This is a genomic window from Nonomuraea sp. PA05 (assembly GCF_008086045.1).
Classification (GTDB): domain Bacteria; phylum Actinomycetota; class Actinomycetes; order Streptosporangiales; family Streptosporangiaceae; genus Nonomuraea; species Nonomuraea monospora.
In genome coordinates, this window is sequence record NZ_VSEY01000017.1 from 162,345 (window position 1) to 174,850 (window position 12,506).

A 12,506-nucleotide genomic window follows, 5' to 3' on the forward strand; every position below is an offset into this window, starting at 1 on the left:
GCGAAAGCGCCGCCGCTCAGCCGCCGAGCAACGCCGCGACGCTCCTGGCCACCCGATCGAGCGGCTCCCGGCTGCGCCGCGCCCTGGCCAGCAGCAGCGCCCCCTCGACCAGGGCCAGCACGGTGGTGGCGACGTCATCGGCGTCAGGGCGCCCGTCGGCGATCAGCCGCTCCCGCAGTGCGCCCTCCCACTCGTCGTACACCTCGGCGCAGACCCGCTGCAGCGCGTCGTTGCCCGCCGACATCTCCAGCGCGACGGTCGCCACCGGGCAGCCCTTGCGCCACGCCGAGCCTTCGAGCCGGTCACCGAGCAGCTTGATCACCCCGGCCACCAGCGCGGACGAGTCCGGCGCCGCGTCGGCCAGGTCGCGCATCGCCTGGCCCAGCTCCCGCCCCGCCCGCCGCAACGTCTCGGCGACGAGCTGGTCCTTTCCCGCGGGGAAGTGGAAGTAGAGCGAGCCCCTGGGCATCCCGCTGGTCGCGATCACCTGGTTGAGGCCGGCGCCGTAGTATCCGCCCGCCTCGATCAGGTCCCGCGTGGCGTCGAGCAGCCGCCCGCGCGTCTCATCACCCTTGCGTCCCATGCCCAAAAAAATAGACCGGTCTGCAGATTTTTGCAAGTTCGGCGCCGCGGGCGGCGGGCAGAGGATCGCCATGCCGAAAGGAATCCCCCCGATCAGGTTCACCGACCCGTCGCCGCGCGGGTACCTGTACGCCTGCGCGACCGTCGATCCGCCCGCCCGCGCCCCCTTCGTACGCCGGAGCGCGCGCCGCGAGCAGGTGCTCGCCCAGTGGCGGGCGCTGGCGCAGCACCTGACAGAGCAGAACGAGGTCGTCAGCGCCACCGTCTACGAGGCCGTGCTCATCCCGCCCATCAAGGACGGCCCGCGCCACGACGTGCTCATGCTCCTGCAGACCGGCACCCCGGAGCAGCTCGCCGCCGTACCGGTCGAGAAGCTGCAGGCCGACCTGGTCATGCCGGCCCGCAACCTCAGGCGCATCGGCGACACCGACGCGACGACGCGAGGCACCTTCCTGTTCAACCACTTCACCGCGCCCGACCCGGACGCGGCGGTCGCGATCTGGGAGGGGCTGGCGGGCTGGTACACGGCCAAGACCGGCGTGGACAACTCCACGCTGCTGGGGCCGATCGAGCAGGACGCGCCGTACGCGTTCGTCAATCACGCGCGCCTGCCGGGCACGGCCCTCACCTTCCTGCTCGGCCAGTTGCTCAGGCCGACCTTCCACGGCTTCGTCCGGCCGGCGCTGAAGGACCACGGCATGGTCGCCATGCCGATCCTGTGCCGCCCGGCCTGACGCTCAGCGCGCCAGCCACTGGCGGGTGAGGTCGCGGACGGCCTCCAGCCAGCGTTCCCGCTGCTCACCGGCGGCGATCGCGTCGGCCGCGCCGTGCACGACGGTGAACAGGATCGTCGCCGCGATGTGCGGATCGACCTGGCGGAACGCGCCGTCGTCCATGCCGCGCCGCAGCGCCTCGGCGATGGCGGCGATGGTGTCGATCGGCCCCTCGTCGGTGAGCTCGGACGTGGAGTGGAAGACGGCGGCGTGCAGCCCGCCGGGGCGGGAGATGTCCTCGATGGCCGCCGCGCACTCGGCGTCGAGGGTGGCCCACCAGTCGATCGGCTCCGTGGACTCGGCGAGCCGGCGAAACCGGTCGACGTAGCCGCGCAGCACATGGTCGCGGACCGCGACGAGCATCTCCTCCCAGGAGGAGAAGTAGACGTAGAAGGTGCCCTTGGCGGCGTCGGCCTCGGCGGTGACGGCCTGCACCCAGTTCGTCACCTCCTGACCGGAGCGCAGGAGCCGGACGGCGGCGTCGATGAGCTCGGCGCGCCTGGCCTCAGGGGAGAGGCGACGGCGGCTCCTGGAGGTGACCACCGCACCAGGCTAGCGACCCCCTCCGCCGTGAGCGACGCGGAGCTCGCTGACGCCGCGCAGGTTGATGTGCTCCCGGTACGGCGGCGGGTCGGCGACGAGCCTCGGCTCCCTGACCCGGCGGGCGAACGCGTCCAGCGCCACCCGTCCCTCCAGCCTGGCCAGCGGCGCGCCGAGACAGAAGTGCGGGCCCGCGCTGAAGCCGAGATGCCGCACCTGCGCGCGAGCCGGATCGAACCGGTCGGGGTCCGCGTTCGCCTCCGGGTCGCGGTGGGCGGCGGCCAGCAGCAGGATCACCAGCGCGCCGGCGGGCGCCTGCGCGTCGCCGACCCGCAGGTCCTCGCGCGCGACGCGGGCGGTGAGCTGGACGGGCGGGTCATGGCGCAGAACCTCCTCCACCACGGCGGACGCCGTCACCCGGCCGCCTCCTTGCCCGACGGGGGACGTTTTCGCCTGGCCGTCGCGCAGGGCGGCGAGGTGACCGGGGTGACGCAACAGCGCCAGCACGCCGTTGGCGATCAGATTGACCGTCGTCTCGTGCCCCGCGACGAGCAGCAGCACGAGCGTGGAGACCAGCTCGTCATGGCTGAGCACGTCGCCGCCGTCCCGCGCGGCCAGCAGCTCGGAGATCAGGTCGTCGCGCCGCGGGCTCCTGCGCCGGTCGCCGACGAGCTCGTTGATGTAGCGGTGCAGCTCCACCATGCCGCCCGCCCACAGCTCCTCCTCGCCGTCGCCCGGGGCGGAGAAGCCGTCGAGCTGCCGGGTGAGCTGCGCGGACCAGCCGTGGAACAGCCGCTCGTCCGCCGTGGGCACGCCGAGCAGGTGGCAGATGACCGTCATGGGCAGGGTGTAGGCGAGGCCGGACACCACATCGAACGTGTCCTGCTCGCACGCCTGGTCGAGGAGGTCGTCGACCAGGCGCGTCACGTAGGGCTCCATCCGGGCGACCGTGCGGGCGGTGAACGCGCTGCTGACCAGGCGCCGCAGCCGGGTGTGGTCGGGCGCGTCCATCGACAGGAACCACGGCTGGCGGACCGAGGACGGGGCGTCGGGCGGAAAGGGGTCGGCATCGCGGGCGGCGTCGAAGTGCCGCCAGCGCTCGGAGCTGAGCCGGGGGTCGCGCAGCAGCGTCTCGCAGTCGCGGTATCCCGTCACCACCAGCGCGGAGATCTCCTCGACCCAGACCGGGCCGAGGGCGCGGAACTCGGCGTAGACGGGATACGGGTCGGGCCTCGACACGGGGTCGAGAAGCTTGCCGACCAGGTGCAGGCCGGACGTCGCGCTGTCCGTCGCCATCGACATGTGCACTCCCTTGGGGGTTGCGGCCACTATTGACCTGAGGTCACTATTGTTGACCCAAGGTCAGTATGTCAATGACGGAAACCTGATAGTCTTCACCCGACTGCTGAGCCTTCTCGGCCCGATCCTCATTCGGCGCCCGAGGAGGCTTTTTTCATGCCGGAAAACCTCAGCAGCAGCGAAGGACGCCCATGACCGCTCACCCGAACGCCGCAGGCACCTGGACCCTGGGCGACCTCACCGTCAGCCGCATCGGCTTCGGCGCCATGCGGCTGACCGGCCGCACCGCCTTCACCTCCATCGGCGCCGGCGCCTCCCGCGACCGCTCGATCGCCGTGCTGCGGCGCGCGGTGGAGCTCGGGGTCAACCACCTCGACACCGCCGCGTTCTACTTCTCGCCGCGCCTGTCGGCCAACGAGCTGATCAACCGGGCGCTGGCCCCGTACCCGGACGACCTGGTCATCACCACCAAGGTGTGGCCGGGCAGGGACCCGTCGGGCGAGTGGTGGTGGGCCACCCCCGAGCAGCTCCGCGGCCAGGTCGAGGAGAACCTGCGCCAGCTCGGCCGCGACCGGCTCGACGTGGTGAACCTGCGCGTCCCGCCCAGCGAGCGGACCGGCTCGATCGCCGCGCACTTCGGCGCGCTCGCCGACCTGCGCGACGCCGGCCTCATCCGCCACCTCGGGGTCTCCAACGTCACCCCCGCCCAGCTCGCCGAGGCGCGGGCCATCGCGCCGGTGGTGTGCGTGCAGAACCCCTACGGCGTCGGCTCACCATCCGGGCAGCGCGAGCTGCTGCGGCTCTGCGGTGAGCAGGGGATCGCCTTCGTGCCGTTCTTCGCGATCGCCGGAGCGGGGCGTGAGGCGGGCGCGGCCTCGGGCGCATCCGAGCCCGAGGCCGTGCTGGACATCGCGCGCGATCGTGGGGTCACGGCCGCTCAGGTGCGGCTGGCTTGGACGCTGGGGCAGGGGGCGCATGTGCTCGCCATCCCGGGCACCGGCGACCCTGACCACCTCGAGGAGAACGTGGCGGCGGGCGCGCTGGTGCTGACGGAGGACGAGATGAACCGCCTGGACGCGATCGGCTGACGCGCCCGGCCCGGGGCCGTCGCCTCTCACAACGCCGGCCCCGGCGCAGCTCAAGTCAGGCAGGCAGGACGTTCTGGGCGAAATCCCCCTGCATGTTGCCGCGCTCCTCGAAGACGAACACGATGTAGGTCTCGAAGTACTCGCCGGGCTTGCCCGCCACGCGCGCGATCCCCACCTTGCTGCTGGCCTTCCAGACGAGCTGGGTGAAGTGGCCGGTGCCGGACTTGAACTGGGCCGCGGCGAAGTCGTAGCCGCTGATCTCGTCGTACCACCTCTTGACCGCGGCCGACCCGGGCAGCGCCTCTGACCCGCCGGCCCAGAAGATGTTCTCCCCGGTCTGGGCGCGCAGACCGGTGTGACCGGCCGCGAGTCCTTCCTGCTCGGAGCGGGAAGAGGCCCTCTCCAGCGCGTAGGCGTTCAGCTCCGGGTCCATGGCCAGCGGCGGCGCGTGGTGCTTGGCCCGGTAGGCGTTGGCTTCCGCGAGCGCTTCGGCCTGGAACTCCGGCGTCGTGGCGTTGGGCAGGGCGGGGCGAGTCGTCGTCATGGGGACATCCTTCGTGTAGCGCTGGAGAGCCTGCCGCGGAGCGGGATCCCTGCTGATCACATCCCGCCCGCGGCACGCGGTCGCTTGCTCCTCATATTCCGCCGATCGCGGGCGCCCGCCAGGTCCGGCGGCTGTCCAACATCGGACACGGAGCCACCGGCCCGGCACAGGCAGCCACCAGTGCCGCCGGGGCCGGGCCGCGGCCGAGCCGTTCGTGCTCGTGCACGACCAGTCACTCCTGCGAGGTGTCGCCCAGCGACTCCAGCAGCCCGCGCAACAGCCCCGCGAGCTGATCACGCTCCCGCGGCCCCAGCTCGGCCAGCAGCCGGGCCTCGTTCTCGACATGCGGGCCGACAAGCTCGTCGATCTTCGCCAGCCCCTGCGCCGTCAGCCGCACCCGGATGGACCGCCGATCCTCCTCGTCCGGCAGCCGCTCCACCAGCCCCTTGGCGGCGAGCCGGTCGATGCGGTTGGTGATCGCTCCTGAGGTCACCATGGCGGCCCGGTTGAGAGTTCCGGCCGTCAGCTCGTACGGCGCGCCGGACCGGCGCAGGGTGGCCAGCACGTCGAACTCCCACCGCTCCAGCCCGTGCGCGGCGAAGAACTCCTTCAGCTCCCGGTCCAGCACCCGCGCCAGCCTGCTGATCCGCCCGATGACGCCCATCGGCCAGGCGTCGATGTCCGGTCGTTCGCGCTGCCACTGGCCCAGGATCAGGTCCACCGCGTCGCCCAACGGGCCCTCCTTCCGCCTGCTCGCCAGCTTCGCAGGCCTCTGAACGCTAACTATCTCAACGTTCATCTATTTGACGTTGAGCTTCCAAGCGTGCTGTTATCTCAACGTTGAGATTATCAACATGGAGGAAAAAGTGGAAACACACCATGGGCCCGCGCACTCCGCCCTGCGGGGCTGGCTGGGCGTCGCGGCCATCACGGCCAGTTTGTTCGTCTTTCTCACCACCGAGCTCATGCCGGTCGGGCTGCTCACCCCCGTGAGCTCCAGCCTGCACATCTCCGTGGGCGTCGCCGGGCTGATGGTCACCTTGTACGGCGTCTCGGCCGGGCTGGGCGTGCCGTTCATCGTGGCCTGGACCAGACGCGTCAACCGGCGCGTGCTCCTGTCCACGCTGCTGGTCATCCTGACCGCCGGGAACTGCGTCACCGCCGTCGCGCCGACGTTCCCGCTCGTCCTGACGACCCGGCTCGTCATGGGGTTCGCCAGCGGCGTGTTCTGGGCCATCGGGGTGAGCATGGCGATGCGGCTGGTCCCCGGACGGCAGGCCAGCAGGGCGGCCGCGGTCGTGATGTCCGGCATCTCGATCGCCGCCGTCGTGGGCATCCCGCTGGGCACCGTCCTGGAGAGCCTCACCGGCTGGCGCACCACGTTCCTCATCTGGAGCGGCCTCAGCGCGCTGGTGCTCCTCGCCGTGGCCATCGCCGTGCCGTCGCTGCCGTCGGCGAACGCGGTCCCGGTCAGGGAGGTGTTCGTGCTGCCGTTCAGGAACGTGCCGCTGCGGCTGGTGCTGTGCACCGTCGTGCTCTTCGTGCTCGGCCACTTCGGCGCGTACACCTTCGTGCGGCCCTTCCTGGAGGGCAACACGTCCGCCTCGCCCGCGTTCATCACCGTGGTGCTGATGGTCTACGGCGTCGGCGGCGCCATCGGCAACTTCGTCGCCGGGTACACCGTGAACCGGAGCCTGCGGGGCAGCTTCATCGCCGGCTGCGCGGGGCTCGTGGTGTCGCTGCTGTTGCTGCTCACCATCGGGCACGGGCAGGCCGGGTCGATCGTGGCGCTGGTCCTGTGGGGCCTGTCGTTCGGTGTCGTGCAGTTGTGCCAGGTCAACATGACGCAGGCGGCCGCGCCTGACACCTTCGAAGCGGCGATGTCGCTGAACACGATGGCGTACAACACGTCCATCGCGCTCGGGGCGCTCTTCGGCGGGCTGTTCGCCGATCACCTGGGCGTCACCAGCGTGGTCTGGTTCGGGGTGGCTTTGACGGCGGCGTCGCTGCTCCTGACGCTCACCACCGGTCGGCGGGGGCTGCGCGCGTCCGCTTCCTCCTCCGGTGGCGAGGAGCTGGTCGCCAGCCGATGAGCCTGGCTTGGCGGGGGACGCGCCACTCGGCGCGTGACCGGTGTGGCGGGGACGCGACGATCGGCGCGTGACCAGTATGGCCGGGGACGCGACGATCGGCATGTGACAGCGGCGGGATCTCCGACGGCTGGCGGGTGATCCGGGGGAGTGGTGGCCGGGAGGATGACCGGCATGGAGGCCTCTCTGCTCTTCGCCCGTCCGCGGCTCGGCGGTCGGCTGGGTGGACCGTACGAAGAAGTTCTGGGACGCCCGGCTGGCGGACGGCGCTGCGCTTCGCCGTCCACACCGAGCCAGGCGGCGAGGTCACCGGCTACGCCTTCTACCGCCGACGGCGCCGTGGACGAGCCGCTCAAGCACCTGCCGGCCGACCCGCGCGCGGCCCGCACCACGCTGATCGACAACCTGTGGGTACGCCTGGTGGACGTCGACCGGGCGCTGACGGCACGCCGCTACTCGACCCCGCTGGACCTGGTCATGGACGTGGAGGACACGTTCTGCCCGTGGAACGCCGGCCGCTACCGGCTGCGCGCCGAAGGCGACACCGTCACCTGCGAACGCACCCATGACGACGCGGACCTGCGGCTGTCCGTCGCGGAGCTGGGCGGCACCACGCTGGCCTGCCTGGCGGCAGCCGGGCGGGTGCGGGAGCTGCGACCAGGCGCGGTCGCCGCCGCCTCGCTCGCGTTCCGCGGCGAACGCGAGCCGTTCCACCCCTCCGGCTGGGCGTTCCCTGCCTTCTGACCCGGCGCGCCACGGCAAAACCATGTGCGGCGTCCCCGGCGCCGAAGCGATCATTGTGGGGTCCCTCCTAGGAAAGGCGCACGACGTGATGATGCATGACGACCAGGTGGACGTGCCGGCCGAGACGGTCGCCGCCCTGGTCGAGGAGCAGTTCCCGCAGTGGAGGGGCCTGCGGATCCGCCCGGTGCGCTCGACGGGAACGGTCAACACGATCTTCCGCATCGGGGACGACCTCGCCGCCCGCTTCCCCTTGCGCATGGCCGACGCCGACACCACCCGAGCGGCTCTGGAACGCGAGGCCACCGCGAGCGCCGAGCTGGCGCGGATCTCACCGTTCCCCACTCCCGAGCCCGTGGCCCTGGGCGCGCCCGGCGCGGGCTACCCCATGCCGTGGTCGGTGCAGACGTGGCTACGGGGAACGGCCGCCACGGACACCGACCCGAGCGGCTCGCAGGCCTTCGCAGAAGACCTCGCGACCTTCATCGCCGCCCTGCGCGAGGCCGGGACCGGAGGACGGCGCTTCGACGGCGAAGGGCGCGGCGGCGAGCTCACCCGCCACAACCCCTGGATGGAGGAGTGCTTCCAGCGCAGCGAGAAGCTGCTGGACGTGCCGCGGCTCCGCCACATCTGGAGCCGCCTGCGAGAGCTGCCACGCGACGGCGACGACGTGATGACTCACGGCGACCTGATCTCCGGGAACGTGCTGGTCTCGGCAGGCCGCCTGGCGGGCGTCCTCGACGGCGGCGGCTTCGCCCCCGCCGATCCCGCGCTGGACCTGGTCGGCGCCTGGCACCTGCTGCGAGCACAGCCGCGCGACGTGCTGCGGCGAGCCCTGGGCAGCGGCGACCTGGAATGGGAACGCGGCATGGCCTGGGCCTTCGTCCAGGCCATGGGGCTGGTCTGGTACTACGCCGACAGCAACCCCTCGATGAGCGCGATGGGGCGCCGGACACTCGACCGCATCATGACATGAACGCAGACCAAGGAGACACACCACATGCGCACTCATCGCCTCGGACGCACCCCGGTGCGGGTCACCGAGCTGGGCTTCGGAGGCGGGCCGCTGGGCGGCCTGTTCGAACCGCTGGACGACGACACCGCGGCGCGGGCGCTGGAAGCCGCCTGGGACTCCGGGATCCGCTACTTCGACACCTCGCCGCACTACGGCATCGGACATTCAGAACGCCGGATCGGCGAGCTGCTGCGCGGCAAGCCGCGGGCGGACTTCACGCTGTCGACGAAGGTCGGCCGGCTGCTGGTGCCGCAGGATCCGCAGGGCCGGATGGACGAGGGCTTCGCCGTCCCCGCCACCCACCGCCGGGTGTGGGACTTCTCCCGGGACGGCATCCGCCGCAGCGTCGAGGACTCACTGACCCGCATGGGCGTCGACCGCATCGACGTGCTGTACCTGCACGACGCCGAGGAGCACTTCGAGCCCGCCCTGCGCGACGGCTACCCGGCGCTGGCCGAACTGCGTGACGAAGGCACGGTCGGCGCGGTCGGCGCGGGCATGTACCACCCCGGCAAGCTGGCCCGCCTGGTCCGGGAGACCGACGCGGACGTGGTCATGCTGTCGGGCCGCTACACGCTGCTGGACCAGTCCGCCCTGGACGAGCTGCTGCCCGCCTGCGCCGAACGCGGAGTGTCGATCCTGGCCGCCTCCATCTTCAACTCCGGTCTGCTCGCGACCGACCGGCCCGTCGAGGGGGCGCGGTTCGACTACGCGCCCGCCGACGCGCGAATGCTGGAAAGGGTCAACCGGATCGCGGACGTCTGCGAGGCGCACGGGGTGACCGTTCCGCAGGCCGCCATGGCGTTCCCGCTGCTCCACCCGGTGGTCGCGGGCATCGTGGTCGGCATGCGGTCGGAGCAGGAGGTGGGACGCAATGTCGCCGCGTTCTCGGGGAGCGTTCCTGCGGGGTTGTGGTCCGATCTGCGTGCGGAGAAGCTGCTGGACGAACGCGCCCCGCTCATTGAGCGTCACGGGTGACGAGGCCGTGCTCGGTGGTGGCGGGGCGGCGTGACAGCTGGTCCAGGTACATGCGGCCGACGCGGAAGCGTAGGCCACGTGGTCCGCGAGCGGTCCGGCGGCCTGGCGGGCAATGTGGCGAGCCCGAGCGTGATCTGCTCACCTTCGGGGGCGGCCCAGTCGGCGGGCACGGTGACCCGGCCGCATCTCAGGCCGCCCCCGCAGTCCTGCCAGGACAGCGCGGTCGCAGGTGGCGTCAGGGGAGCAGCATCGTGCCGAGCACGGTGAAGATCGTGCCCCTCGGCCTGGCCGAGGGGCATGCCGCCGGTCGTCCATCCTTCGATGGATCCTGGGGAACGGGCGCGCGACGAAGTCGCGAAAAATCCCTGAATATGGCGCCGGGCCCGGACGCCATACCAGGATACGACCCCGCCTGTCCCTTCTGCCACAGGGACACCCCGAAAGATCAATTCAGCAGCGCGACGAGCTGCTCCTCCTCGTAGTCGAGATGAGCCTCCAGCTCCCGGGTGAGCCGCTCCACCTCGGCGAGCAGGTCCGCCGGCGCCACGTCGGCGCCGTCGCCCAGCAGCGACTGCAGCTCCCCGAGGAGCCGCGCGACGACCTCGTGCTCGTCCCGCAGCCGCGCGATCACCGGCGCCACTTCCGGGTAGCGCTCCTCCAGTACGGGGAACATGCCGGCGTCCTCGCGCGAGTGGTGCACGTGCAGCCCCTGGCACATGGTCAGGCAGTTGACCCGGAGCTGGGCGGCCAGGCGCGGGCCGGAGGCGGCGACCTCGCGGCGGATCAGCGCCAGTTCGCGGCGGAAGCCGTCGTGCATGGCGATCAGCGCGTCGCCCATGCGGGCGGCGGGCGGGCCGAAGCCGACCGTGAGCAGCGCCACCACGGGCAGGGTCCGCCCGGACCGCTCCTCGTAGGCGCCCCAGCCGGGGTCCTGCTCGACGGCGCGGGCGAACAGGCGGTCGCGCTCCTCTCCGTCGAGGATCACCGCCTTGGCCTGGTACGTGAACAGCCCGTCCTCCACCGTGGCCATCGGATCGGCCACCAGGTTGTGGTACCAGGCGGGGTGCCGGGGCGAGCCGCCGGCGGAGGCGATGACGAGGACGCGGTCGCCGTCGGGCAGGTAGCCGAGCGGCGTGGTGTGCGGGGCGCCTGATCGGGCGCCGGTGGTGGTCAGCAGGAGCAGCCTGGCTCCTTCGAAGGGGCCGCCGACCTGGCCCTTGTTGGCGCGGAATTCGTCGATGATCTGCTGGTTGAAGTTCATGGGCATGCTGGTTTCAAGCTCCTGGCGGGTCGGATGTCGAAAGGTTCGAGACAAACCCGCGCGGGCATGCCGACGTCCGGCGGGTTTACGACACCGCCGAGGGCATGGGATGACGCGCGGGCGCAGTGCGCTCAGGCACGACCGGCAGTGTGAGTGGCCACGGTGTCATCCCCCTTGATTCGGCGCCTCCATGCCTCGGCCGTCCTCCCGGCCGGCGACACGCGACGCGACGGTTATTACGCACACATCCGCGCGAAGCTGTCAAGCGGCACCACTCTTGGAAGCGCAGGCGAGAGTCGAACTCGCACGGTACGGCTTTGCAGGCCGACCTCCGCGACCGGCGAACTGCGCCACGGTCACAGTGACCCCAGCAGGATTCGAACCTGCGACGGACCCGGCTTCGTAGGCCGGCGCTCTATCCATTGAGCTATGGGGCCGTACCCCGTACCGGATTCGAACCGGCGATTTCCCGGGTGAAAGCCGGGTGTCCTGACCGCTGGACGAACGGGGCATGCTACGGACGCCGGGCAGGACAAAGAGAAAAGGCCGCCTGGTGGTCACCTGGCGGCCTCCGGAATTCTCCTCTTCGGAAATTATCCAGAAGCCGTCCCGAGCAGCGCACAGCAGAGCGCGGGGAGACGTCGTTCCCGCTCTGTCGCAATGGCTGTGCGAAGCATGGCTGGCCTTTCCTCATCGACCGGAGTTGTCATTCACATTAATGCCCGCCCGCCGGGCGCGCCACTCTTTAATCAGCCCGCCGCCACGCGGCTGAGCCGTTCCCAGGCGCGATATTGCTCGGTGCGGGCCTGCTCCATCTGCAGCACGATGTCGAAGGAGGCGCTGCCGACGATCAGCCTTACCGGTGGCTCCGGCAGATCGACCAGCTCCATGATGACGGGCGCGGCGGTGCTCGGGTCGGGGCCGGCCTCGTCGCCCCACATCTCGGCCAGCTTGGCGCGCAGTTCCGCGTAGGCAGGGTCGGGCTCGGTGGCGACGGTGCCCTTGGTGAACAGGCCGGTGTCGTAGCCGCCCATCTGGAGGATGGTGACCTTGACGCCGAACGGCGCGATCTCCATGGCCAGGGCCTCGCTGACGGAGTCGAGGGCCGCCTTGCCGGCCGCGTACATGCCGGTCGAGGCGAAGCCGCCGCCCGCGCCCATCGAGGTGACCTGGAGGAGGTGGCCGGAGCCCTGGGCCCGCAGGTGCGGGACGACGGCTTGCGCGACCCAGACGGCGCCGAAGAAGTTGACGTCGAAATGGGCTCTGAGCTGCTCCTCCGTGGCCTCCTCGACCATGCCGAACAACATGTTGCCCGCGTTGTTGACCACGACGTCGAGCCTGCCGAACGCGGCCACGGCGCGGTCGACCGTCTCGAAGACGGCGGCGCGGTCGGACACGTCGAGCGGCAGTCGTACGAGCTGGCCGGGGTACTTCTGGGCCAGCTCCTCCAGCGGCTCCACGTTCCGCGACGCGGCCACGACGCGGTCTCCGGCGGCCAGCGCCGCCTGTGTGAACGCCCGTCCGAGGCCTCGCGACGCACCGGTGACGAACCATACTCGGGTCAAGATTCACTCCTTGTGTCAGTTAGCGAGACG

At 71.2% G+C, this 12,506-nt stretch carries 13 protein-coding genes and 3 tRNA genes; 6 read left to right on the top strand and 10 right to left on the bottom strand.

Annotated elements, in window-relative coordinates:
* Positions 1-16 precede the first annotated feature (16 nt).
* Positions 17-583: a TetR/AcrR family transcriptional regulator gene (locus tag FXF51_RS26585; protein ID WP_148437386.1), complete on the bottom strand. Its 567-nt coding sequence runs from the start codon at positions 581-583 to the stop codon at positions 17-19.
* 70 nt (positions 584-653) lie between these two features.
* Between FXF51_RS26585 and FXF51_RS26590 the strand changes: the two genes are divergently transcribed.
* Positions 654-1,316: a hypothetical protein gene (locus tag FXF51_RS26590; protein ID WP_148437387.1), complete on the top strand. Its 663-nt coding sequence runs from the start codon at positions 654-656 to the stop codon at positions 1,314-1,316.
* A gap of 3 nt (positions 1,317-1,319) precedes the next feature.
* On the opposite strand, the gene FXF51_RS26595 is transcribed toward FXF51_RS26590, so the two are convergent.
* Together FXF51_RS26595 and FXF51_RS26600 are read right to left on the bottom strand one after the other, a co-directional pair.
* Positions 1,320-1,898 carry a TetR/AcrR family transcriptional regulator gene (locus tag FXF51_RS26595; protein WP_148437388.1) on the bottom strand — a complete coding sequence of 193 codons (579 nt, stop codon included), beginning with the start codon at positions 1,896-1,898 and terminating at the stop codon, positions 1,320-1,322.
* 9 nt (positions 1,899-1,907) lie between these two features.
* Positions 1,908-3,197 (bottom strand): cytochrome P450, encoded by a 1,290-nt coding sequence (locus tag FXF51_RS26600; protein WP_187414580.1) that lies wholly within the window; start codon positions 3,195-3,197, stop codon positions 1,908-1,910.
* Positions 3,198-3,385: 188 nt separating this feature from the next.
* On the opposite strand from FXF51_RS26600, the gene FXF51_RS26605 reads away from it, so the two are divergent.
* On the top strand, positions 3,386-4,282 hold the full coding sequence (locus FXF51_RS26605) for an aldo/keto reductase (protein ID WP_148437389.1): 897 nt from the start codon (positions 3,386-3,388) through the stop codon (positions 4,280-4,282).
* A 55-nt stretch (positions 4,283-4,337) separates the two neighbouring features.
* Here the strand turns inward: FXF51_RS26605 and FXF51_RS60980 are convergent, their stop codons facing one another.
* Both FXF51_RS60980 and FXF51_RS26615 read right to left on the bottom strand, forming a co-directional pair.
* The gene (locus FXF51_RS60980) at positions 4,338-4,826 is read right to left on the bottom strand and encodes a CAP family protein (RefSeq protein WP_187414581.1); all 489 of its coding nucleotides are present in this window, start codon (positions 4,824-4,826) and stop codon (positions 4,338-4,340) included.
* 232 nt (positions 4,827-5,058) lie between these two features.
* On the bottom strand, positions 5,059-5,559 hold the full coding sequence (locus tag FXF51_RS26615) for a MarR family winged helix-turn-helix transcriptional regulator (RefSeq protein WP_148437391.1): 501 nt from the start codon (positions 5,557-5,559) through the stop codon (positions 5,059-5,061).
* 133 nt (positions 5,560-5,692) lie between these two features.
* On the opposite strand from FXF51_RS26615, the gene FXF51_RS26620 reads away from it, so the two are divergent.
* From FXF51_RS26620 to FXF51_RS26635, 4 genes are all read left to right on the top strand, one after another.
* The gene (locus tag FXF51_RS26620) at positions 5,693-6,919 is read left to right on the top strand and encodes an MFS transporter (protein ID WP_262379850.1); all 1,227 of its coding nucleotides are present in this window, start codon (positions 5,693-5,695) and stop codon (positions 6,917-6,919) included.
* A 336-nt stretch (positions 6,920-7,255) separates the two neighbouring features.
* Positions 7,256-7,660: a sterol carrier protein domain-containing protein gene (locus FXF51_RS26625; RefSeq protein ID WP_222871471.1), complete on the top strand. Its 405-nt coding sequence runs from the start codon at positions 7,256-7,258 to the stop codon at positions 7,658-7,660.
* Positions 7,661-7,748: 88 nt separating this feature from the next.
* Positions 7,749-8,633, top strand: coding sequence for an aminoglycoside phosphotransferase family protein (locus FXF51_RS26630; protein WP_262379864.1), 885 nt, complete (start codon positions 7,749-7,751; stop codon positions 8,631-8,633).
* A 24-nt stretch (positions 8,634-8,657) separates the two neighbouring features.
* Positions 8,658-9,650 (top strand): aldo/keto reductase, encoded by a 993-nt coding sequence (locus FXF51_RS26635; protein WP_148437393.1) that lies wholly within the window; start codon positions 8,658-8,660, stop codon positions 9,648-9,650.
* 445 nt (positions 9,651-10,095) lie between these two features.
* On the opposite strand, the gene FXF51_RS26640 is transcribed toward FXF51_RS26635, so the two are convergent.
* The 5 genes from FXF51_RS26640 to FXF51_RS26660 all read right to left on the bottom strand — a co-directional run bounded on the left by FXF51_RS26640 (position 10,096) and on the right by FXF51_RS26660 (position 12,476).
* Positions 10,096-10,917, bottom strand: coding sequence for a nitroreductase/quinone reductase family protein (locus tag FXF51_RS26640; protein ID WP_148437394.1), 822 nt, complete (start codon positions 10,915-10,917; stop codon positions 10,096-10,098).
* 272 nt (positions 10,918-11,189) lie between these two features.
* Positions 11,190-11,263: transfer RNA gene (locus tag FXF51_RS26645), tRNA-Cys, on the bottom strand.
* A 10-nt stretch (positions 11,264-11,273) separates the two neighbouring features.
* Positions 11,274-11,348: transfer RNA gene (locus FXF51_RS26650), tRNA-Arg, on the bottom strand.
* Between the two features lies 1 nt (position 11,349).
* Positions 11,350-11,422: transfer RNA gene (locus FXF51_RS26655), tRNA-Glu, on the bottom strand.
* A gap of 238 nt (positions 11,423-11,660) precedes the next feature.
* Positions 11,661-12,476 carry an SDR family NAD(P)-dependent oxidoreductase gene (locus FXF51_RS26660; RefSeq protein WP_148437395.1) on the bottom strand — a complete coding sequence of 272 codons (816 nt, stop codon included), beginning with the start codon at positions 12,474-12,476 and terminating at the stop codon, positions 11,661-11,663.
* Between the last annotated feature and the right edge of the window lie 30 nt (positions 12,477-12,506).

Excerpts from the sequence above, each read along its gene's own strand:
- FXF51_RS26585 (WP_148437386.1), bottom strand. The coding sequence starts at position 583 with ATGGGACGCAAGGGTGATGAGACGCGCGGGCGGCTGCTCGACGCCACG.
- FXF51_RS26590 (WP_148437387.1), top strand. The coding sequence starts at position 654 with ATGCCGAAAGGAATCCCCCCGATCAGGTTCACCGACCCGTCGCCGCGC.
- FXF51_RS26600 (WP_187414580.1), bottom strand. The coding sequence starts at position 3,197 with ATGTCGATGGCGACGGACAGCGCGACGTCCGGCCTGCACCTGGTCGGC.
- FXF51_RS26605 (WP_148437389.1), top strand. The coding sequence starts at position 3,386 with ATGACCGCTCACCCGAACGCCGCAGGCACCTGGACCCTGGGCGACCTC.
- FXF51_RS60980 (WP_187414581.1), bottom strand. The coding sequence starts at position 4,826 with ATGACGACGACTCGCCCCGCCCTGCCCAACGCCACGACGCCGGAGTTC.
- FXF51_RS26630 (WP_262379864.1), top strand. The coding sequence starts at position 7,749 with ATGATGCATGACGACCAGGTGGACGTGCCGGCCGAGACGGTCGCCGCC.
- FXF51_RS26635 (WP_148437393.1), top strand. The coding sequence starts at position 8,658 with ATGCGCACTCATCGCCTCGGACGCACCCCGGTGCGGGTCACCGAGCTG.
- FXF51_RS26640 (WP_148437394.1), bottom strand. The coding sequence starts at position 10,917 with ATGCCCATGAACTTCAACCAGCAGATCATCGACGAATTCCGCGCCAAC.